This is a genomic window from Clostridium sp. CF012 (assembly GCF_018861755.1).
In the GTDB taxonomy this organism is placed as follows: domain Bacteria; phylum Bacillota; class Clostridia; order Clostridiales; family Clostridiaceae; genus Clostridium_AD.
In genome coordinates, this window is record NZ_JAHLEF010000044.1 from 1 (window position 1) to 21776 (window position 21776).

Consider the following 21776-nt stretch of genomic DNA (forward strand, 5'->3'; position numbering starts at 1 on the left):
TAAAATCCTTAATGCTCATTTATCCACCTCTAATCTTTATTCCATTATACATAGAAAAACCCTATAGCGTAGGTTTTTTTAAATCGTCTACTCTATAGGGTACATTTTACTTACGCTCAAACAAATGTTTTTCTTAACGCATCTGCAAATAAAATAAATTTTGAATTACTAAAGCTTGTTCGAATGCATTCTGCGCAATATATACTTTTGTTAGCATAATCTAAGAAAAATAGCTAATCTTAAATTTTTAGTTTATTTGCATCGTATTATAAATCACTTCGGACGAATTTCATGCTTACTTAATCTAAGCAGCCATCTGGAGATTTCCTGGGATGATTACAGAAAGTTTGATTACAACGGAAATTTAAATAAATATATATAAGCAAATTATAATTATGAAGGTTCGGCATTTAGGAGTGTGAAAGATAGTATATAATGAGTTTTACAGAATCTTAGTTCATGGAATAAACTTAGAGTCTGTTAACGAATTATCTACTATCTGAACATCCTAAATGCCGAACCTTCATTGTTTAGACTTTCTTTTTATTTTAGATCTTTTACTACTTTTTCTGCAAAGGTGTTGTTTATGATTTTATCAAAGGCAGGTCTTTGGGGGATTAATTCTGCTTTGTAAGATTGGATTATATCCATTAGTTTTGTTAAGTCATCAGATTTTAATATTGGATTTGGTGAAAAAGCATTTATATTTCTATAGTTTTTAATAGATTCAATAAGTGCAGTCTCATCGGCACCAGGGAAGAAAGACTTAATTGAAGTAATTACCTCTTCATTAGAATGACCACTTACCCATTTCTGACCTTTATAAATTGCTCTAGTTACCTTTTCTATTATTACTGGATTTTTTTCTATATAAGATTTTGTAGCAAAAAAACAGGTATATGGCATAGTACCAGCAGACGCGCCTATGGAGGCTACAATTTGTCCGGAATTGTCTTTTTTCATCATACTGGCAGTAGGTTCAAAAAGAGTAACATAATCACCAGTTCCGCCCTTGAAAGCTCCAGCAGTGGCTGTGAAAGCTAGGTTAGTAATAAGATTTATATCTTTAGCTGGATCAATTCCATGATTCTTTAAAACATACTCTAAGGCCATTTCAGGCACTCCACCAGGTCTTCCACCTATTACAGTTTTACCTTTTAATGATTCCCAGTTAAAATTTGCTTCAGCATTTTTAGATACTAAGAAAGCCCCATCCTTTTGTGTTAATTGTGCGAAAATTACAGGATAGTCTTCCCGTTTTTGATTGTAGATGTAAATAACTTGTTCTGGTCCACAGAAACCTATGTCTACAGCATTACTTAAAACTTGTTGCATGGTTTTGTCTGCGCCTTGGCCAGTTGAAAGGTCAATTTCAATACCTTCTTCTTTAAAGAAACCTTGTGAAATAGCTGCATACATAGGCGCATAGAAAATTGAGCGAACTACTTCATTTAATTTTACTTTTACGAGTGCATCATTATTTGTCTTTTTACATCCAGAAAATAAAGTGGTTATTAAGACGAGAGTTAAAAGTAGGGAGAAAATTGAAATTTTTTTAATTTTCATAGATACCTCCATATTATAAAGTTGTTATGGTTATATAATATGAAAAATTATGTAGATGTGACATTCGAAATTGAATAATGAAATCATGAAATACCTTGACATATTAAAATTAAGATGTATAATTAAGAGTAAATTAAAATATAATAATCCTTAAAAAGCTTAGATGAAGAGGAGTAAAGGGAAATTAGTATTAAGAGAGGAAGATCCATAGGTTGTAAGATCTTCTATATGAAAAACCTTGAAGGTAGCTTCGGAGCTTCTTTGTTGAATTTATGTAACAATAAGTAGTAGACAAAGACGGTTTTCTTAATCGTTAAATTATCAAGAGCCTGTAGATTTGCAGGAAAAAAGGTGGTACCGCGAGTTCTTCGTCCTTTTATAGACGAAGGCTCTTTTTGTTTTTTGAAAATAAAGAGTTTCAGCTGTTAACTATCCTAAAGGGATATTGGTTTTATGTCGGATTTTATAAATGAGGAGGAATTAATTATGGAAGAGAACAACAATATTGCTAAGAATTACGATCCGAAAGATTTTGAAGAAAGACTTTACGCAGGGTGGGAAGAAAAAGGATACTTTACCCCAGATGTTGATAAAAATAAAAAGCCCTTTACAATTATGATGCCACCTCCAAATATTACTGGACAATTACATTTAGGCCATGCTCTTGATAATACACTTCAAGATATTTTAATAAGAACAAAGAGGATGCAAGGGTATAGCACACTGTGGCTTCCAGGACAAGATCATGCAAGTATAGCTACAGAAGTAAAGGTTGAAAATGAACTTTTAAAGCAAGGACTTGTTAAAAAAGAAATGGGAAGAGAAGCCTTCCTTGAAAAAGTTTGGGAATGGACTGATGAATATAGAGCAAAAATAAGAGGGCAATTAAAGAAAATGGGTTGTTCTGCTGACTTTACAAGGGAAAGCTTCACTATGGATGAAAACTTAAATCACGCAGTAAGAGAAGTTTTCGTTAAATTATATAAGGATGGACTTATTTATCAGGGAAATAGGATAACAAACTGGTGTCCTAAATGTATGACGGCAATTTCAGATGCAGAAATAATATTTGAAGAGCAAGCTGGTCACTTTTGGCATATAAAATATCCAGTAGCAGGCACGGATGAATTTTTAGAAATAGCTACCACAAGGCCAGAAACTATGCTTGGAGATACAGCGGTCGCAGTAAATCCTAAAGATCCTCGTTATGCACATTTGGTAGGGAAAACATTGATTTTACCTCTTGTAAATAGAGAAATACCAATAGTTGCAGATGATTACGTTGATTTAGATTTTGGAACAGGTGCAGTTAAAATCACTCCAGCGCATGACCCTAATGACTTCCAAATAGGAAAGAGACACAATCTACCTGAAATAGTGATTTTGAATGAAAATGCAACTATATGTGAAGGTTATGGAAAATATTCAGGTCTTGACAGGTATGAGGCAAGAAAGCTTATAGTAGAAGATTTAGATAGCGCGGGACTACTTGTTAAAATAAAAGACCATGCTCACAATGTAGGTACTCACGATAGATGCGCAACTACTGTAGAGCCACTGTTATCTAAACAATGGTATGTTAAAATGGAATCACTTGCAAAGCCAGCTATAGATGCTGTACGGGAAAAGAAAACTAAATTTGTTCCAGAGAGATTTGAAAAAACCTACTTCAATTGGATGGAAAACATTCAAGATTGGTGTATATCAAGACAGTTGTGGTGGGGACATAGAATTCCAGTATGGTACTGCAAAGATTGTGGAGAAATAATAGTTGCATCAACGGGACCTACAAACTGCACTAAATGTAATAGTATAAATTTGGAGCAGGATAAAGATGTGCTTGATACCTGGTTCAGTTCAGCATTATGGCCTTTCTCAACACTTGGATGGCCAAACAATACAGAGGATTTAAAATATTTTTATCCAACAAGTGTTTTAGTAACAGGATATGATATTATATTCTTCTGGGTTGCAAGAATGATTTTTTCAGGGATCTATAATTTAGAGGAAGTGCCCTTTGAAACGGTATTAATGCATGGAATGGTTAGAGATGACCAAGGAAGAAAAATGTCTAAGTCACTGGGCAATGGTACAGACCCATTAGAAGTAATAGAAAAATACGGTGCTGATGCTTTAAGATTCTCACTTGCTACAGGAAACGCACCAGGAAGCGATATGAGATTCTATGAATCAAGAGTAGAATCCGCCAGAAATTTTGCGAATAAAATTTGGAATGCTTCTAGGTTTGTTATGATGAACGTAAATGAGGAGTTAATGACACAATACAAAGATAATAAAAACTATACTATTGCAGATAAATGGATATTATCAAGAATGAACACTGTAGCATACGAAGTTACAGAAAATATCGAGAAGTTTGAAATAGGCATAGCTCTCCAAAAGGTTAATGATTTTATGTGGACAGAATTCTGCGATTGGTATATTGAACTTGTTAAGCCAGTATTATACGCAGAAGATTGTGAGGCAAAGGGAGTAGTTCTTAATGTATTAAACCATGTATTAAAAACTGGACTTAAATTGCTTCATCCTGTTATGCCATTTATAACAGAAGAAATTTATACTCACTTAGATAATGAGTTTGAATCTATAACTATTGCTAAATGGCCAGAATATGAAGATGCTCTTAAAGATGAAAACGCAGAACAAAGCATGAACTATATTATTGAAGCAATAAAAGACGTAAGAAATGCCAGAGCGGATATGGATGTACCACCTTCAAGAAAAGCAAAAACATTTATCTATGCTACAGAAGGAAAAGAAGCATTCCAGCAAGGATTAGTTTATTTCCAAAAACTTGCTTCTGCAAGTGAAGTAGTATTCTTAAATTCTAAAGAAGAAGCACCAGAAAATGTAGTTACAGTAGTAACTAAGGGTGCAGAAGTATATATGCCACTTCTTGAGCTTGTAGATTTAGAAAAAGAATTAGAAAGATTAAACAAAGAAAAAGAAAAACTAGCAAAAGAAATTGACAGAGTGGAGAAGAAACTTTGTAATGAAAGATTTACGGCTAAAGCTCCAGTAGAAGTTGTAGAAGAAGAAAGAGCTAAGGGTGACAAATATAAAGAAATGTATAAGGCAGTAATTCAAAGTATAGAAAATTTAAAATAGATTCTAAAAAGGGATATGTATTAAATATACATATCCCTTTTTGAGTAAAAAAAGGGGGACGGTTAACAAGTAATGAAACAAAGGAAAGAGAAAAAGTTGTTAAGCGTACCCAATGTTTTAAGGGGGCTAAATCTCCTTCTGAGGTCGTAATATTGCAGCGCAAGGTGATGATTTAACTGCTCCTAAGAATAAAAATAAAAATATAACAATAAAAGGTTGTTAACTGTCCCTAAGTTGGTATAGAATTTAAGAGGACGTCAAAAATTTGTTAACCGTCCCCACCTAGTTATACCATTTTGAAAGGAATGATAAATATGAATTATAATGAAGCTATGGCTTATATAAAAAACACAGCCAAGTTTGGTACAAAACTTGGGCTTGAGAGAACTGAAAAAATATTAGAACTTTTAGGAAACCCACATAAAAAATTAAAATGTATACATATTGCAGGGACTAATGGGAAAGGTTCTACTACGGCTATGGTGACTAATGTTTTGGTTAATGCCGGGTATAAGGTGGGCTCATATATTTCGCCATTTATTGAAGAGTTTGAAGAGAGGATGCAAATAAATAATGTGAATATTGCTAAGGGTGATTTAAGCCATATTATAACAGAGGTTTCAAAAGCAGTAGAAAAAGTAGTGGAACTGGGGTATAATAATCCAACAGAATTTGAAATCATTACTTGTGCAGGATTTTTATATTTTTATAAAAATAATGTAGATTTTGCAGTAGTGGAAGTAGGCTTGGGTGGAAGGCTTGACTCAACAAATGTAATTATACCTATTTTAAGTGTTATTACATCTATTAGCTTGGACCATACTCAAATATTAGGTGATACTATCGATAAAATTGCTTATGAAAAAGCAGGTATTATTAAGGAAGGAATACCTGTTGTTATGTCACCACAACAAAAAGAAAGCTACGATGTAATAGAAAGAATATGTAAAGAAAGAAATTGCAAATTAATAAAAGTACCCAAGGAATCATCTACATATTTAGGAAAGGAAAATTTACAGCAGGTTGCAATCACCTCATTGGAAGGAACAGCATATAGCAATAATAATGTTATAACTCAAAAATTGAAAGTTGAAACTTCAAATAAAGATTATATTATTGATTTGGCACTTTTAGGAAAGCATCAATTAATAAACTGCTGCGTAGCAATACATGTAATAGAGGAACTTATATTGCAAGGCGCCACAATAAGTAAAGATAATATCTTAATGGGTCTTTCAAATGTAAAATGGCCAGCAAGGCTGGAGGTAATGAATAAAAGGCCTTTAGTTGTTATAGATGGAGCACATAATATAGATGGAATAAAAAACCTTACCGAAAGTATTGACATGTATTTTAATTATAACAAAATCATATTGATTTTAGGTATCCTTGCAGATAAACAAGTTGAAGAGATGATAAAGACTATTGTTCCAAAGGCAAGTAGAGTAATTACTGTTACCCCCCACAGCGAACGGGCAGAGCTTTCAGAAAAATTAAAAGTACAAGTAGAAAAATACATTACTAACTGTGAATCAATTGAAAGTTATGGGGGTGCATATAAAAAAGCGTTGAGTTATTGTGGGGAAGAGGATTTATTATTAGTATGCGGTTCGCTATACATGGTGGGAGATATGAGAAAAATAATACGAAACACTGTAGCTATAAATAAGTCTTAAATATATAAAGGCACATATTAATAAATAATATGTGCCTTTGTTAATTAAGAACATTAAAATAAATAGCATTTTTGACTTGATATTTATTTTAGTGTGGTTCACTTAAGCATTTACAAATAATTCTTCAAGTGCTAAAGCTAACTGGTCAGGGCAAGAAGTACTTTTATCACCACAGCTAATCCCCTTAAGTCTATTAATAGCTTCCTGGACTCTCATTCCTGTTACTAGGCTTGAAATCCCAATTAAATTACCTGGGCATCCGCCTGTAAAAACAACTTCAGTTATTTTATCATCGACTACTTCAAAATTTATGGTATTAGAACAAACTCCTTTTGGTGTATAACTATACATAATGTAAACCTCCATCCTTCGAGATATTAATAATCACAAAGGTTATTATATACTATTGCGCTACTCCATTTCAAGAAAAAAAGAAATAAAGAAATATAAGTAAAATTTAAAATAAACTCTTTTTTCTTAGATGATGCTAACAAAAGTATATATTGCGTAAAATGCGTATGAGAATTACTTAGCGAAGCGAACGCATTTCTAGCAATATATACTTTTCGTTATAGCATCATAAGAAAAAAATCTTTAGTTCTAATTTGGAGACTATCTTGATTTAACTCTCTTAATAATTTTTATGAAAAGAGTGTTAGCAGATTATTACTATTTTCATATTATGGTTATGAGGAGGTGAGAGATTTGAGAAAGTTATATGTATGTAGTACTTCATCAGATTGCATATCGAAAGTTAACTTGGATTTATTTATTGAAGAAGAAAAAATATATCTGGATAAAAAAAATCTCAAAAAAATTGGTCCTCATGGCATATATGTTTATGAAAATAAACTCATAACAGCTAATAGTTATGATAATAGTATTTCAATAGTTGATATTGATAATTATGAAACTGAAAGTTATTTTATAGGCATGCACTGTAATGATTTATCAGTTTATGATAATAAAGCTTATGTGATTTGTGGAGATTGTGATGATATAATAGTTTTTGATTTAGAAAAAAGACATATTGTAGAAGCAATTCCATGTGGGAACTCACCGCATAGTATTTATATTTGCAAAAGAAAAAATCTTATTATAGTAGCAAATATGAATAGTGATAGCATAACAATAATAGATTGTGCTCCAAACGGAAATATTAAAAACCTTAGGGTGGGGGCATATCCTACTAAAGCCCTTATTACGCCAGATGGGAACTATATTTTAGTTTGTGAAAGTAATATAGGTATGGATAACAAAGGGAGTATAAGTATTATTTCATTAAAAAATTATAACCTATTATATAATATACCTGTTGGCAATTCACCTGTGGATATGTATTGTAATGAAAGATACTGTTATATATCAAATTTTGGCGATGGCACAGTGAGTGTACTTGACATAAACAATTATAAAGAAATAAAAAAAATAGAAATTGGAGGTATGCCTAGGGGAATCCTGGAAGACGAAAAGTATTTGTATGTAGGTGATAACTATAACAATTTGCTTTTTAGAATTGATAAATTAACTGAAAATAAAAAAGCCATTTCTATTGGCGGAGAGCCCACAGGAATGACACTTCTATAGTGATTAATCGCTTATGAGAAGGTTTATTATCTTAGTATAATATTCAGAAGGATTTTCTCTCCATTTGCTGCATAAATCCCGTGCCTGCTTGTTAGAAGTGACACTTAGTTTTATATCTATAAGTGTAAAATTACCTTCTGACGCAGTTAGGTTAACTAAATAATTGTTATTATTTTCTATTGTATAATCAGCGCTAACCGTAAGCTCTTTTTTGATATTTTCAAGATGGAGTTTCAAGTAGTCATCAATAAGTTGTATCTTAGTTTCAGAAATTCTTCCTTTAAATAATGATAGAACATTGTCACCCTTTTGGGTAATGACTAATCTATGTTTGCCCTTTTGATCAGTAGGCTCAAGAAGGTTAGATGCTATAAGTTCCGTCATATATTGTTGCAACGTAAAATAATTTATAAAATTATTTTCTAGAATAATTTGTGTTATTTGAATATTAGAAATAGGGAGCTTTATTTTATAAAATATATAAAGTAAGAGAAGCTTATTTTCAGCTAAGTCTAAAGCATCTTCAAACATATCGTTTCCTCCTTGTAGTCCGCTTAATATAAAACAATTATGAGTTGTTTTATAAAATTGGCGTAAAACCGCTATCCCTTCAGGGTAGTGGTAGTTCCCTTAATGTAAAATTAACTATAAACATTATAACATAAAAAGCATCGAAATGAATCGGTGCTTTTAATTTTAAATAATTTATACAGGATTTACAAGAAGTGATTTATGAAAATTAATATTAAATGAACTTTATAAACTAAATTGCACATATATTTTAACTTTTGGAATATAAATTTATAGTATAAATGTAGAAAGGAGCAACAGAGTATAGCTGCTGTTGCATATATTGATATGAGGGGGATATAGCATGGGCACGGGTTACATAAAAAAGAAGTTAATACTAGTTTTTACACTTTTTTTTGGAACTTTAATAATTTTGGGTATTTATAACTTGAAAACAAAAGGAGTGTTTTTGGGGCAAGAACGTAAATTACCAATATATTCTGTAGATACAAAAGAGAAAAAAATTGCAATTTCCTTTGATGCCAGTTGGGGTGACGATAGAACAGGTGATATTTTAAAAACATTAGATAAATACAATGCTAAAGCAACCTTTTTTTTAGTTGGAGCGTGGATAGATCAACATCCAGATATGTTAAAGACCATGTACGATAAGGGGCACGAAATAGGCAATCATTCTAATAAGCATCCTATAATGACTACAATATCTAAAGAGAAAATGATTGAAGAAATAGCAATTACAGATGCTAAAATAATGTCTATAACAGGACAAGGAACAGTTCTTTTTAGATGTCCATCTGGAGAGTATAATAATTTAGTAATTGAAACTGTAAAAGCTACAAATCATTATTGCATCCAATGGGATGTGGACAGTATTGATTGGAAAGAACAAGGAGCAGATATTGAGTACAATAGAATAGTAAAAAAAGCTAAGGCTGGTTCCATTCTTTTATTTCACAATGATGCGAAATATACCCCTGAGAATTTGCCAAGAATTTTAGAATATTTAAAAGGGGCAGGATATGAATTTGTAAGAATATCAGATTTGATATATAAAGATAATTATTATATAGATGGAGAAGGAAAGCAAATAAAAAATAAAAATTAAATATGTTGAATTGTACTAGGTATTTGTATTATAATGGGAACACCAAATAATTATAATTTTGCCAAAATGTATGGGGTGAACAAAAAACAAATAACAAGTTATTTGTTTGAAGAATCTAAGCAATATTATATAAATATTAGGTATATTACATTAAAAAACTGAATACTTATATTCTAAGGAAAGCTTATTAAAAAAACTAAGGGAAAGAGGGGTTATGATGGATAATGTTATGTTAAATAACAAGATTTATTTAGAAGGAAAGGTAGTATCTGAATTGAAATTTAGTCATGAAATGTATGGGGAAGGGTTTTATGTATTTGATTTTGAGGTTTGGAGACTAAGTGAAACAACAGACATTTTAACTATAACAATTTCTGAAAGACTAATCGCAGGTATGAGTATCGATATAGGAAATGAATTTATAGTTGAAGGTCAACTTAGATCGTATAATAAATTTGTTGATGGATCTAATAGACTAATCTTAACAGTATTTGCTAGAGATATTAAAATTTGTGAAGAACGCAGTAAGAATCCAAATCAAATATTTTTAGATGGATATATTTGCAAAAGCCCAGTATATAGGACAACACCTTTTGGAAGAGAGATTGCAGACATGTTACTCGCAGTTAATAGATTATATAATAAATCTGATTATATACCTACAATTGCTTGGGGGCGAAATTCTAGATTTTGCAAAAGTCTTGAAGTAGGGGATAATATAAGGATTTGGGGAAGACTTCAGAGTAGAGAATATCAAAAGAAATTATCAGATGATGAAGTTGTAAGAAAAGTGGCATATGAAGTTTCTATATCAAAGATGGAAAAAGTCAATAAAGATGGTGAGAACATAGTAGAATCAGATATGATGATTGATGAAGAGCAAGATTTCGAAGCTCTAGACGTTATCTAGTATATATAGTAGTGAACTTAGTCCGCTGAAAACAGCATACATTACGGAAAATTCATTTAAATAAGTTTTAAATTCAACTTTCAGCTTTAACTGGTTGAAAAAGTATAATACGTAAAACTCATTTGAACAATATTTAACACGTTAAAAAGAGCAAGTATTACGTAAAATGCATATGAACAAGCTTTAGTAATTAAAATTAGTTTAGAATTACTTAGCACAGTGAATTGCATTTGTAGTAATACTTGCTCTTTTTTTTCTATTTTCTTAGATCATCAAGTAGTTTAGTTTTTTCTTTAGTGGCATCATCCACATTTTTTATTATTTTTGCTGGGGTTCCAGCAACTACAACGTTTGGTGGAACGTCATTTACAACTACGGCACCAGCTGCTACCACTGAATTTTCCCCGATTTTTACTCCTTCGAGTATTACAGCGTTTGCTCCAATTAGTACATTGTCTCCAATTTCACAAGGGCTCTTGCTTGGTGGTTCCAGAACTCCAGCTACTACGGCACCTGCACCTAAATGAACTCGTCTGCCAAGTTTTCCTCTTGCACCAACCACAGCATTCATATCTATCATAGTTTCATCGCCAATCTCAGCACCTATATTAATTACAGCACCCATCATTATAACGGCATTTTTACCTATTTTAACCTTATCTCTTATAATTGCGCCTGGCTCAATTCTTGCGTCAATATTTTTTAGGTCAATTAAAGGAATAGCGGAATTTCGTCTGTCTTGTTCAAGTTTGAATTTTTTGATTTTGTCCTTATACTTTATTAGAAAATCTGATACCTCATCACTTTCACCAAAAAGCATATAAAAATTACCACTACCAAAATTTTCGATATTTCCAAACTGGCATTGTGATAAATCTCCATCAATATATAGTTTAATAGGAGTAGCCTTTTTAGCTTCTTTTATGTATCTTGCAATTTCATAAGGGTCTGTTAAATCATAGTTCATATTTATTCTCCTTTCGTATTATAAGTATTAAGCCAAATTGTAGTTTTTATGCATATATTTTCATGTATCTAAAACTTAAATCTTTTATGTTCATAAAAATATGGATGAAATTAAAAGTGACATTCTAAAATAAAACTATGCACCCTATAAATAATATAGTAAAATGGGCATTATTTAAAGGTAAATATTATTATTATTCTAGAAATATTATAAAACTACTGATTTTTATGGCTTTATATAGTAGAATAACAATAACTTAAACACATGTAAAGGGTGATGTTATGAATAATATATTTTCAAATAATGTAAACAATGTAGAGATTTCTGGAATTAGAAAGTTTTTTAATAAGGTTTCAAATGTTCAAGGGGCAATTTCACTGACCCTAGGACAACCGGATTTCCCAGTGCCTAAAAATATTAAAAAGGCTATGACTTCCGCTATACATCAAGATAAAACTGAGTACACTGCAAATGCCGGAATTCCCGAATTGCGAAATGAAATTTCTAATTTCTTAGGCGGTATGGATATTAACTATTCAGGAGAAGAGATTATTGTCACTGTTGGTGGAAGCGAGGCGCTAATGTGCACATTTGCCGCATTTTTAAACCATGGAGATAAAGTTCTTGTGCCGTCGCCAGCTTATCCGGCATACGAGAGTTGTGTTAAGCTTTTTGGAGCAGAAGTAGTTAATTATAATCTTAATAGTGATTTTACTATTAATTTTGAAACCTTAAGTAAACTTATTAATGAGGAAAATCCAAAACTTTTGGTGGTTTCCTATCCTTCTAATCCTACTGGGGCAGCATTATCCCTTAAGGAAAGAGATAAACTTTTTGAAATTCTAAAAGAAAAAAATATTCATATAATAAGTGATGAGATTTATAGTTCATTATGCTATGAAAAATACTATTCTCTTGCACAGATTAATGAATTAAGAGATAGAGTGATTTTGGTGAGTGGATTTTCTAAAATGTTTTCAATGACAGGCCTTAGAGTAGGGTATCTTTGTGCAAGTAAATATATTCTGGATAATATAATGAAAGTACATCAGTATAATGTTTCTTGTGCAACTTCAATATCTCAATGGGGTGCATTCGAGGGATTACTTTCTTGTATGAATGATGTGGACAATATGAAAGTGGAGTTTGAGAAGAGAAAAGAATACGTATATAAAAGATTAATTGGTATGGGGATGGAGGTAAATCTTCCTAAGGGGGCCTTTTACATATTTCCATCTATATCAAAATTTTCTATGAATAGTGAGGAGTTTTGCAATAGACTCTTATATGAAGGTAAAGTTGCTATTGTGCCTGGGTCAGCTTTTGGAAAAGGGGGAGAAGGCTTCATTAGGATTTCATATTCTTATAGCTTAGAAGTTTTAAAAGAGGGTTTAGACAGAATGGAAAAATGGCTTGAAACGTTAAACCCAACTGACTAATTCTTAAAATAGCCTTGAAACAGATTACATCTCTGTTCCAAGGCTATAATATTAATTAATGACTAAAGAGAGATATTAACCACATCATCCATACTGTATAGACCCTTCTCTTTTTTGTATATATATTCACAGGCTTTTAATGCACCTATTGCAAAAACTTCTCGTGATATTGCAGTATGCTTAATCTCAATACATTCTCCAAGGCCAGCAAATATGATTTCATGATCACCTATAATATTTCCACCTCTTATAGCATGAATGCCTATTTCCTTGCGTTCTCTTTTAGATAAGGCATTTCTTCCATTTGTGAAGATAGTATCTTCGTCTATAGAGTCTTTAATCGTATTTGCAAGAAGCAGAGCGGTACCACTAGGAGCATCTACCTTTTGATTATGATGCTTTTCAATTATCTCAATGTCAAAATCTTTATAAAGCGTGTTACTTATACTCCGAAGAATATTATTAATAATATTTATACCTATAGACATATTTGCAGAGTGAAATACTGCAATATGCTCGCTAAGCATATGAATTTTAGATAGTTGCTCTGAGGTATAACCAGTGGTACAGAATACAATAGGTATATTTCTCTCTTTGGAATACTTGCAAAGAGAGTCTAGAGCGTCCGGTCTTGAAAAATCTAAAATTACATCTATTTCATCCTGGCATTCATCTATACTGCTATAGCATGGATAGCTTAAATTAGATGAATTTCTGTCAACACCAGAAACAATTGAAATTGTAGTGGATGATTTAGCCATTTCGGAAATAACTTTTCCCATTTTCCCATTACACCCATTTAAAAGAATTCTAATCATTAAATTTCCTCCTTTAAAGGGATATTATATGCTTTTAACTCTTTTTTAAGAATTTGCAGCGTATTTTCTTCCATTTCACATAGGGGTAATCTTAAAGGTCCTACTTTAAGTCCCATAAGATTCATAGCTGTTTTTACAGGGATGGGATTAGTTTCTATGAATATAGCACTGTTAAGAGCAAGAAATCCCAGTTGGATTTTTAGAGCCTCCGCATGCTCACCCTTTAAATATAATTCACACATATTATGCATGGTGGTCGGAATTATATTTGCAAGAACAGATATAACTCCAATAGCACCTAAGGAAAGTATAGGGATAACTTGGTCGTCGTTACCTGAATAAATATCCATTCTATCTCCACATAGAGCTTTAATCTGTGCTATTTGACTTATATCGCCACTTGCCTCTTTTACTGCTACAATATTTTGTAGCGCACATAATTTTAGTAGTGTGCTTGGAGTAATATTAAGAGCTGTTCTTGAAGGAACGTTATATATTATTATTGGTGAAGTTACACTATTTGCAATTGCACTAAAATGTTCAACTAAGCCTTTTTGAGTAGTTTTATTGTAGTAGGGCGTGATTACAAGTAATCCGTCTACTCCTATTTTTTCTGCCCATTTACTCATGCTTATGGCAGCTGCGGTGCTGTTACTACCAGTACCTGCGATTACTGGGATTCTCTTATTAACTACATCAACAACAAATTTTATAGTTTCTTTTCTTTCTTGCTCTGTCATAGTAGAAGCTTCGCCAGTAGTACCACATACTATAATAGCATCTGTCTTGCTGTTAATATGCCATTCTATTAATTCTTCTAGTTTTTTGAAATCTACCCCTCTTTCATTAAATGGAGTGACTATTGCAACACCAGAACCTTTAAAAATACTCATGTGATTACCTCCTCGTAGTTATATGAAGAATAATAATCAATATTCTCCATATACTATTTTATTTCTATTACTATATGTTTATTAGTTCATATTGCTTTTAGTGAAGCATTTTTTCATGTTATTTAATAATAAAATTATAGGGCGCATGCATTATCACTAAAATGTTTTTCTTTACTATATTATATAGCCCTTATGTGAAAATATATATACTTTTAAAAAAAAAATGAAAATCTCAAATATTTAGCTTGCAAGAAAGTATTCATAATATTATAATTATGAAATAATAATATGAACAGTTAAGTCGACATTATATCATCATTATCATCATAATTAATAACGACAAATTAGTTTGACAAGTTACAAAAACCGTGATAATATGAAAAAAAGAAAAATGATAATAAATGTTAAAATGGTTAAAATAGGACATTGTTCAATATATTAGGGCTACAAATAATTATGAAACTTTCTATAGAGTAGAGGACAATAAAAAGGATTTAATTCTTTGTTAAAGCTCAATAAAACGGTTTCAGATATACTCTGATTTGACACAAATTCTTTTTGTCTATTGTAGTTTGTGAAAGTTTTCATGCGTCTCAAATTTAAACTGACTTTAAAAAATATCTTAAATAGGTTTTTTTAAAAAAAAGAAATATTTTATTCTCAAAAAACTTCATTTGGGCTTAATAAGTATTTTTACTTATTGCTATATAAACACATATAAAAATTCGAGGGGGAATTTTAGTGAAAAGCAAAAATAAATATTAGGAAATTAATTTGGTGAAGTGAATGAATAAAATGCAGAATTATAACGGAAAATGTCGTATAAAAGTAAAAATTTCAAATTAAGTTTAATTAAACTTAGTGAAACTATTGAATTTGCAAATAACATTAAATATTTACAAAGTAACCATTATAAAGTGGGATTTTCCTTGATTTACATTTTAAAGTAATATATCATGTAAATTAAACAAGAACAAAAATAGTTTATATTCAAAATTGTTGGAATATTTACAATGTAAATACTTTTGCAATTAATAAAAACCAATTCATTATATAACTTTATTTTTACTAATAAAAAGAACGTGGACGAGCTATTTTACTATTTTAAATAAACATATAGAAATGAAAAGGTTTACTTGGATTTATATTATTATTCTATGGTGTACAGAAACAAAGTAGACTTTGTAAAAATTAATGATGGGGGGATTTTAAAAAATGTTTAAATTTATACTTAAGAGATTAGGGTATATGTTTGTGACTCTTTGGATAGTAGCTACCATCACCTTTATGTTGATACATGCTATTCCAGGAGACCCATTAGCAGGCATGGCAAGAAAATTGCCAGAACAAATAAGAGCAAATTTTATGTCAAAGTATGGTCTGGATCAACCAGTTATAGTTCAATACGGCAGATTTATGAAAAATATTGTGTTTCACGGAGATTTAGGAGAATCGCTTGCTTATCCAGGAAGAAAAGTTACTGATGTTATAAAATTACATGCACCAGTATCTGCAAGACTGGGGATACAAGCAATTTCAATGGGATTTTTCATAGGGGTAAGCCTTGGAATAATAGCAGCCTTTAATAGAGGAAGATGGCCAGATTATCTGGTTATGTTTATAGCGATATTAGGTATTTCTATACCGAATTTTGTTATGGCAGCCCTACTCCAATACTTTTTTACAGTTCAACACACTTGGCTCCCAACAACGGGATGGGGAGGATTTGAATACACTATATTACCAAGTATAGCCTTGAGTTTTACTTCTGTAGCCACTTATGCAAGATATATGAGAGCAAATACTCTTGATATAATAGGGCAAGATTATATCTTAACTGCAAAATCTAAAGGTATTACAAAACTTAGCTTAGTATGGAAACATGTTATTAGAAATGCCATACTTCCAGCCATCACAATATTAGGACCACAAGTGGCGCATATGTTCGTAGGTGCCTTCGTTATAGAAAGTATATTTTCAATTCCAGGATTTGGTTTTAATTTTGTAACTTCAATAACCGATAGAGATTTCACTATGATTATGGGACAAACAGTTTTCTTATGTACCTTAGTAATAATAGCATATGTTCTAGTAGACATATTATATGGATTGATTGACCCAAGAATAAGATTAACTGGAGAAAAGAGATAGGGGGAGAAGTATGGCACAGTTATCGAAAGAAAAGTTTAAAATAATTGGATGTGAAAATGCTAATGCTGATGAAATATTAAGACCTAGTATGACTTACTGGCAAGATGCATGGAGAAGATTAAAACAAAATAAGGTGGCTACAGCCTCATTAATAATGCTGATTTTAATATCATTAATGACTGTTTTTGGACAATATATTAATGGATTTAGTTTTGAAGTTACAAATGATAAATTAGTAAATATTCCGCCTAACTTAACACACTGGTTTGGAACAGATAATCTTGGACGTGATGTGTTTTCAAGAGTCTGGGCTGGAGGTAGAGTTTCTATAATTATAGGACTTGTAGGAGCTTTCATAGATACTATAGTAGGTGGAATCTATGGTGGAATAGCTGGATTTCATGGTGGAATTATTGATGACATAATGATGAGAATAGTTGAGATACTTGCAAGTATTCCTTATCTAGTAATTGTTATATTAGTTTCATTAATATTGCATAAAGGTATTTGGGCTATTATTATTGCCATGACTATAACGGGATGGGTTCAAATGGCAAGACTTGTACGTGGACAGTTATTACAAATAAAAGAACAGGAATATGTACTAGCGGCGGCTGCGTTAGGTGCTAATCCTTCAAGAATTATTGCAAAACATCTACTTCCAAATACACTAGGAATAATGATTGTAGCTATTACTTTCGACATTCCATCCTTTATATTTGGAGAAGCCTTCTTAAGTTATTTAGGGCAAGGAATTCAATCACCACATACAAGTTGGGGAGCACTAGCAGCTGGAGCACAACCAAACTTAATGTTTTATCCTTATCAGTTATTCTTTCCATCACTATTTATTAGTTTAACTATGTTATCATTTACATTGCTTGGTGATGGTTTAAGAGATGCGCTAGATCCGAGATTACGTCAATAGGGGGAAAATTATGGAAAAAATATTAGATGTAAAAGACTTAAGAGTTTCATTTCATACTTATGCTGGTGAGGTACAAGCAGTAAGGGGTATTTCTTTTTACTTAAAAAAAGGAGAAACCTTAGCTGTAGTTGGAGAATCAGGATGTGGCAAAACTGTTACTTCAAAATCACTGATGAGATTAATTCCAGAGCCACCAGGTGAAATAAAAGAAGGCTCAAAGATGCTATTTGATGGTAAAGATATTAGTCTTATGTCAGAAAAAGAACTCAGAGAGCTCAGGGGTTCAGATATTTCTATGATATTTCAAGACCCTATGACTTCACTAAACCCAACTATGACTATTGGAAGACAAATATCAGAAAGCTTAATTATACACAGAGGCATGAGTAAAACTGAGGCTATGAATGAAGCAATAAAAATGTTAGATTTAGTTAATATTCCTGATGCAGATAAACGTGCCCATCAATATCCTCATGAATTTTCAGGTGGTATGAGGCAAAGGGCGATGATAGCTATAGCTCTAGCTTGTAATCCTAAAATCCTTATAGCAGACGAACCAACAACAGCTCTCGATGTTACAATACAAGCTCAAATAATGGATCTTATTTCGGATCTTCAAGAAAAGCTTGGAACAGCAGTTATCCTTGTAACTCATGATTTAGGAATTGTTGCAGACGTTGCAGACAGGATACAAGTAATGTATGCAGGACAAATAATAGAGCATGGAACAGTAGATGAAATATTTAAAAATCCACAACATCCATATACTTGGGCGCTGCTTCAATCAGTTCCAAGACTGGATACTAAAAATAAAGGCAAACTCTATTCTTTGCGTGGAACGCCACCGGATTTACTTAAACCACCAGTGGGATGTTCCTTTGCAGCAAGATGTGAACATTGTATGCAAATATGCAAAGAAGAAATGCCAGAAGTTACAACTTTAAGTGAAAATCATGAAGTTTGCTGTTGGCTAAAACATTCTATGGCACCAAAGGTTGATATTCCAGAAGCGTTAAGAGGTGATAAATAATGGATAAGAAAAATGATATTTTAATTGAGGTTAAAAATCTTAAAAAATATTTTCAAGTTGGTAAACATGCTACCTTAAAAGCGGTGGACGATGTTAGCTTTTTCATAAGAAAAGGTGAAACTCTAGGACTTGTTGGAGAATCTGGTTGTGGGAAAACTACTTGTGGAAGAACCGTAATGGGTATGTATAGTGCAACTGGTGGAGAGGTAATATTTGATGGAATTGATGTTCATAAATTAAATAAGAAAGCAAAAAAAGATTTTGCAAGAAGAGCACAAATAATATTCCAAGATCCTTATGCTTCATTAAATCCAAGAATGACTGTTGGAGATATAATTGGTGAAGGCATAGATATTCATAATTTGTACACTGGACAAGAAAGAACTAATAGAGTATTTGAACTTTTACAACTAGTAGGACTTAATAAAGAACATGGCTCAAGGTTTCCACATGAATTTTCAGGTGGTCAAAGACAAAGAATAGGAATAGCCAGGGCCCTTGCTATAGAACCAGAATTTATAGTATGTGATGAGCCAATTTCAGCTCTTGACGTTTCAATTCAAGCACAAATTGTTAATTTATTGATACAACTACAGCAGGAGTTAGGACTCACTTATTTATTTATAGCTCATGACCTATCAATGGTTAAACATATATCGGATAGAGTAGGAGTAATGTACCTTGGATCAATGGTAGAGCTTGCAAGTAGCCATGATTTATATGAAAAACCACTACATCCATATACTCAAGCACTACTATCTGCAATACCAGTACCGGATCCAGAAGTTGAAAGAAATAAGACGAGAATTAAACTGGAGGGTGAAGTACCGAGTCCTATAAATCCAAAACCAGGCTGCAGATTTACACCTAGATGTAGATATGCAAAACCAATTTGTAGTGAAGAAACACCAATCCTTAAAGAAATAGAAAAAGAGCATTATGTGGCTTGTCACTTATTTGATTAAAATTACTGCCAAGAAATGCAATGAAAATTATGAATATTTAATCAAACGACATTAAATTAAATCATAAATGCTATATTCGGAAAATTATACTTGATTTTCTAAAAAAGATGGTATATTATGATAATATGAATTTAAGTAATGTGTAAAATAACATTATATAGAATATACAGAATATAAGAATCGTGCTATATTTGATGTTAATAAAGTTAATTAGGTTATATCATGAATTTATTTTAATATAAATTAAATTTATGATAAATATATATTTATTATCCGTCTAAACATATTAAAGGGGGGTTTTTTCGTGAAAACAAAAAGATTAATGGCTACTATACTAACACTTTCACTAACTGCTTCAATTGCATTAGTAGGTTGTGGAAAGAAACCTGTTGCAGCGCCTGAAACAAAACCTGGTGATGCTTCTACAGTTAAAATGGACAAAGATCAATTTTTAAATGGTTATTTAAGGGCTGAGCCGAAGACACTTGACCCAGCAATTGCAACTGATCGGTATGCAACAGAAACTCTAGTTAACTGTATGGAAGGTTTAACTAGAATTGAGCAAGATGCGAATGGTAAAGATGTTATAAAACCTGCAGGAGCAAAAGATTGGAAAACTAATGCAGATAAAACTGTATGGACATTTAATTTAAGAGATTTTAATTGGAATGACGGGAAACCAGTAACAGCTCAAGATTTTGAATTTGCAATTAAAAGAGCACTTAATCCAAAAACTGCTTCAACATATGCATTTATTTTATTTCCTTTAAAAAATGCTCAGAAATATAATTCAGGAAAAGCAAAAATTGAAGAAGTAGGAATTAAGGCAATAGATGCAAAGACTTTGGAGTTTACATTAGAGAAAGCTACCCCATACTTCTTAGATTTAACATACTTTAAAGTTATGTATCCACAAAGAGAAGATATAGTTAAAGCTAATGGAGAAAAATTTGGTACAGAAGCAAATACGATGGTATATAATGGACCATTTATATTAAAAAATTGGGCACACCAAAGTAAGATAGAATTTGAAAAGAATCCAACTTATTGGGATAAAGATTCAGTTAAATTGGAAAAATTAACTCTTAATATTTTGAAAGACGAAACATCAAGAATGAACTCATTATCAAGTGGTGCCATAGATTATGTTTTAGCCGATAAAGCGGAATGGATTGAAAAATTCAAGGCAACAAATAAGTTTGATGTAGCAACATTTAATGAGCCATCAGAAAGCTATATTCATTTTAATCAAAAGGATAAATATTTTAAAAACGCTAAAATCCGTCAGGCATTCAGTTTAGCTTATGAGAGAGAAAAAGTAGTTAAAGTTTTATATAAAGGGTTAGCTCAACCAGCATATGGATGGTGTCCACCAACACTCCAAATAGGCGGAAAAGATTATAGAGAAAAAGTAGGTATAGAGCCAGTTAAAGCATTTAAGGCAGCAAATCCAGATGCTAAAAAATTGTTGGTTGAAGGTTTAAAAGAAATTGGAGAAAATCCAGATCCAGCAAAAGCAACATTTTCTTACCTAGAGTCAGGAACTGATGCTAAAGCTAGAGAATTTGCAGAATACAATCAGCAAATGTTTAAGCAAAATTTAGGCATAGATTTAAAGGTAGAATATGTAGAGTGGGCAATAGCTCAAAAGAGATCAGATGCATTTGACTATCAAATGACTGGTGTAGCATGGAACGGAGACTATAACGATCCAAATACATTCTTTGATATGTTTATGACGGGAGCTAATGTAATTTCAACTGGATGGTCAAATCCAAAATATGATAATTTAATTAAAGAAGCTGGTAACACAATTGATCCAGAAAAGAGAACAGAGTTCTTTAAACAAGCAGAACAAATATTATTAGTGGATGATGCAGTTATCATTCCAACCGTATATAGAGTTAAAAATAATTTTAGCGTTAAATATGTAAAAAAAATAATGTCACCATTATTTGGAGCTAATGACTTCAAATATGCTTATACTGAAGGAAGAAAATAGTATAAAATATAAATGAGAAGATAGTGCGGTAATTTTTAATATCGCACTATCTTTTTATTTACAAAAAAATATAAAATTT

The 21776-nt window shown here is 31.7% G+C and carries 17 protein-coding genes and 1 other annotated feature; of the genes, 11 read left to right on the forward strand and 6 right to left on the reverse strand.

Annotated elements, in window-relative coordinates:
* Positions 1 to 543: 543 nt before the first annotated feature.
* Positions 544 to 1566, reverse strand: a complete 1023-nt coding sequence (locus KPL50_RS23580) for an ABC transporter substrate-binding protein (RefSeq protein WP_216300971.1) — start codon at positions 1564 to 1566, stop codon at positions 544 to 546.
* A 151-nt stretch (positions 1567 to 1717) separates the two neighbouring features.
* Positions 1718 to 1945: a binding site (T-box leader), on the forward strand.
* 107 nt (positions 1946 to 2052) lie between these two features.
* On the opposite strand from KPL50_RS23580, the gene KPL50_RS23585 reads away from it, so the two are divergent.
* Positions 2053 to 4695 (forward strand): valine--tRNA ligase, encoded by a 2643-nt coding sequence (locus KPL50_RS23585; protein ID WP_216300972.1) that lies wholly within the window; start codon positions 2053 to 2055, stop codon positions 4693 to 4695.
* A 314-nt stretch (positions 4696 to 5009) separates the two neighbouring features.
* Complete coding sequence (locus KPL50_RS23590; protein WP_216300973.1) at positions 5010 to 6371, forward strand: folylpolyglutamate synthase/dihydrofolate synthase family protein; 1362 nt, start codon at positions 5010 to 5012, stop codon at positions 6369 to 6371.
* Between the two features lie 102 nt (positions 6372 to 6473).
* Here KPL50_RS23590 and KPL50_RS23595 read toward each other — a convergent pair whose 3' ends face one another.
* Entirely contained in the window at positions 6474 to 6722 is a 249-nt protein-coding gene (locus tag KPL50_RS23595) for a TIGR03905 family TSCPD domain-containing protein (protein WP_216300974.1), read from the reverse strand.
* Positions 6723 to 7076: 354 nt separating this feature from the next.
* Here KPL50_RS23595 and KPL50_RS23600 point away from each other — a divergent pair, with 354 nt between their 5' ends.
* Positions 7077 to 7958 (forward strand): YncE family protein, encoded by an 882-nt coding sequence (locus KPL50_RS23600; protein ID WP_216300975.1) that lies wholly within the window; start codon positions 7077 to 7079, stop codon positions 7956 to 7958.
* A gap of 3 nt (positions 7959 to 7961) precedes the next feature.
* Here the strand turns inward: KPL50_RS23600 and KPL50_RS23605 are convergent, their stop codons facing one another.
* A complete protein-coding gene (locus tag KPL50_RS23605) occupies positions 7962 to 8489 on the reverse strand; it encodes a DUF4364 family protein (protein ID WP_216300976.1) in 528 nt (175 codons plus the stop codon).
* Between the two features lie 343 nt (positions 8490 to 8832).
* Here KPL50_RS23605 and pdaB point away from each other — a divergent pair, with 343 nt between their 5' ends.
* Both pdaB and KPL50_RS23615 read left to right on the forward strand, forming a co-directional pair.
* Positions 8833 to 9594: a polysaccharide deacetylase family sporulation protein PdaB gene (gene pdaB / locus KPL50_RS23610; RefSeq protein ID WP_216300977.1), complete on the forward strand. Its 762-nt coding sequence runs from the start codon at positions 8833 to 8835 to the stop codon at positions 9592 to 9594.
* A gap of 217 nt (positions 9595 to 9811) precedes the next feature.
* Positions 9812 to 10504 carry a single-stranded DNA-binding protein gene (locus KPL50_RS23615; protein ID WP_216300999.1) on the forward strand — a complete coding sequence of 231 codons (693 nt, stop codon included), beginning with the start codon at positions 9812 to 9814 and terminating at the stop codon, positions 10502 to 10504.
* Positions 10505 to 10760: 256 nt separating this feature from the next.
* On the opposite strand, the gene dapD is transcribed toward KPL50_RS23615, so the two are convergent.
* Entirely contained in the window at positions 10761 to 11471 is a 711-nt protein-coding gene (gene dapD / locus KPL50_RS23620) for a 2,3,4,5-tetrahydropyridine-2,6-dicarboxylate N-acetyltransferase (protein WP_216300978.1), read from the reverse strand.
* 281 nt (positions 11472 to 11752) lie between these two features.
* Here dapD and KPL50_RS23625 point away from each other — a divergent pair, with 281 nt between their 5' ends.
* Positions 11753 to 12910: a pyridoxal phosphate-dependent aminotransferase gene (locus KPL50_RS23625; RefSeq protein ID WP_216300979.1), complete on the forward strand. Its 1158-nt coding sequence runs from the start codon at positions 11753 to 11755 to the stop codon at positions 12908 to 12910.
* Positions 12911 to 12972: 62 nt separating this feature from the next.
* On the opposite strand, the gene dapB is transcribed toward KPL50_RS23625, so the two are convergent.
* Both dapB and dapA read right to left on the reverse strand, forming a co-directional pair.
* A complete protein-coding gene (gene dapB, locus KPL50_RS23630) occupies positions 12973 to 13728 on the reverse strand; it encodes a 4-hydroxy-tetrahydrodipicolinate reductase (protein WP_216300980.1) in 756 nt (251 codons plus the stop codon).
* On the reverse strand, positions 13728 to 14621 hold the full coding sequence (gene dapA, locus KPL50_RS23635; protein ID WP_216300981.1) for a 4-hydroxy-tetrahydrodipicolinate synthase: 894 nt from the start codon (positions 14619 to 14621) through the stop codon (positions 13728 to 13730). The genes dapB and dapA overlap by 1 nt, the downstream gene beginning before the upstream one ends.
* 1215 nt (positions 14622 to 15836) lie before the next feature.
* Between dapA and KPL50_RS23640 the strand changes: the two genes are divergently transcribed.
* The 5 genes from KPL50_RS23640 to KPL50_RS23660 all read left to right on the forward strand — a co-directional run bounded on the left by KPL50_RS23640 (position 15837) and on the right by KPL50_RS23660 (position 21697).
* On the forward strand, positions 15837 to 16772 hold the full coding sequence (locus KPL50_RS23640) for an ABC transporter permease (protein WP_216300982.1): 936 nt from the start codon (positions 15837 to 15839) through the stop codon (positions 16770 to 16772).
* 10 nt (positions 16773 to 16782) lie between these two features.
* Entirely contained in the window at positions 16783 to 17700 is a 918-nt protein-coding gene (locus tag KPL50_RS23645; RefSeq protein ID WP_216300983.1) for an ABC transporter permease, read from the forward strand.
* Positions 17701 to 17710: 10 nt separating this feature from the next.
* A complete protein-coding gene (locus tag KPL50_RS23650) occupies positions 17711 to 18730 on the forward strand; it encodes an ABC transporter ATP-binding protein (protein WP_216300984.1) in 1020 nt (339 codons plus the stop codon).
* Positions 18730 to 19695 carry an ABC transporter ATP-binding protein gene (locus KPL50_RS23655; protein WP_216300985.1) on the forward strand — a complete coding sequence of 322 codons (966 nt, stop codon included), beginning with the start codon at positions 18730 to 18732 and terminating at the stop codon, positions 19693 to 19695. The genes KPL50_RS23650 and KPL50_RS23655 overlap by 1 nt, the downstream gene beginning before the upstream one ends.
* Before the next feature lie 304 nt (positions 19696 to 19999).
* A complete protein-coding gene (locus KPL50_RS23660) occupies positions 20000 to 21697 on the forward strand; it encodes a peptide ABC transporter substrate-binding protein (RefSeq protein WP_216300986.1) in 1698 nt (565 codons plus the stop codon).
* Positions 21698 to 21776: the final 79 nt, after the last annotated feature.

Bases quoted from the DNA above. Each gene is read 5' to 3' on its own strand.
- KPL50_RS23580 (WP_216300971.1), bottom strand. From the start codon at position 1,566: ATGAAAATTAAAAAAATTTCAATTTTCTCCCTACTTTTAACTCTCGTC.
- KPL50_RS23585 (WP_216300972.1), top strand. From the start codon at position 2,053: ATGGAAGAGAACAACAATATTGCTAAGAATTACGATCCGAAAGATTTT.
- KPL50_RS23590 (WP_216300973.1), top strand. From the start codon at position 5,010: ATGAATTATAATGAAGCTATGGCTTATATAAAAAACACAGCCAAGTTT.
- KPL50_RS23595 (WP_216300974.1), bottom strand. From the start codon at position 6,722: ATGTATAGTTATACACCAAAAGGAGTTTGTTCTAATACCATAAATTTT.
- KPL50_RS23605 (WP_216300976.1), bottom strand. From the start codon at position 8,489: ATGTTTGAAGATGCTTTAGACTTAGCTGAAAATAAGCTTCTCTTACTT.
- pdaB (WP_216300977.1), top strand. From the start codon at position 8,833: ATGGGCACGGGTTACATAAAAAAGAAGTTAATACTAGTTTTTACACTT.
- KPL50_RS23615 (WP_216300999.1), top strand. From the start codon at position 9,812: ATGGATAATGTTATGTTAAATAACAAGATTTATTTAGAAGGAAAGGTA.
- dapD (WP_216300978.1), bottom strand. From the start codon at position 11,471: ATGAACTATGATTTAACAGACCCTTATGAAATTGCAAGATACATAAAA.
- KPL50_RS23625 (WP_216300979.1), top strand. From the start codon at position 11,753: ATGAATAATATATTTTCAAATAATGTAAACAATGTAGAGATTTCTGGA.
- dapB (WP_216300980.1), bottom strand. From the start codon at position 13,728: ATGATTAGAATTCTTTTAAATGGGTGTAATGGGAAAATGGGAAAAGTT.
- dapA (WP_216300981.1), bottom strand. From the start codon at position 14,621: ATGAGTATTTTTAAAGGTTCTGGTGTTGCAATAGTCACTCCATTTAAT.
- KPL50_RS23640 (WP_216300982.1), top strand. From the start codon at position 15,837: ATGTTTAAATTTATACTTAAGAGATTAGGGTATATGTTTGTGACTCTT.
- KPL50_RS23645 (WP_216300983.1), top strand. From the start codon at position 16,783: ATGGCACAGTTATCGAAAGAAAAGTTTAAAATAATTGGATGTGAAAAT.
- KPL50_RS23650 (WP_216300984.1), top strand. From the start codon at position 17,711: ATGGAAAAAATATTAGATGTAAAAGACTTAAGAGTTTCATTTCATACT.
- KPL50_RS23655 (WP_216300985.1), top strand. From the start codon at position 18,730: ATGGATAAGAAAAATGATATTTTAATTGAGGTTAAAAATCTTAAAAAA.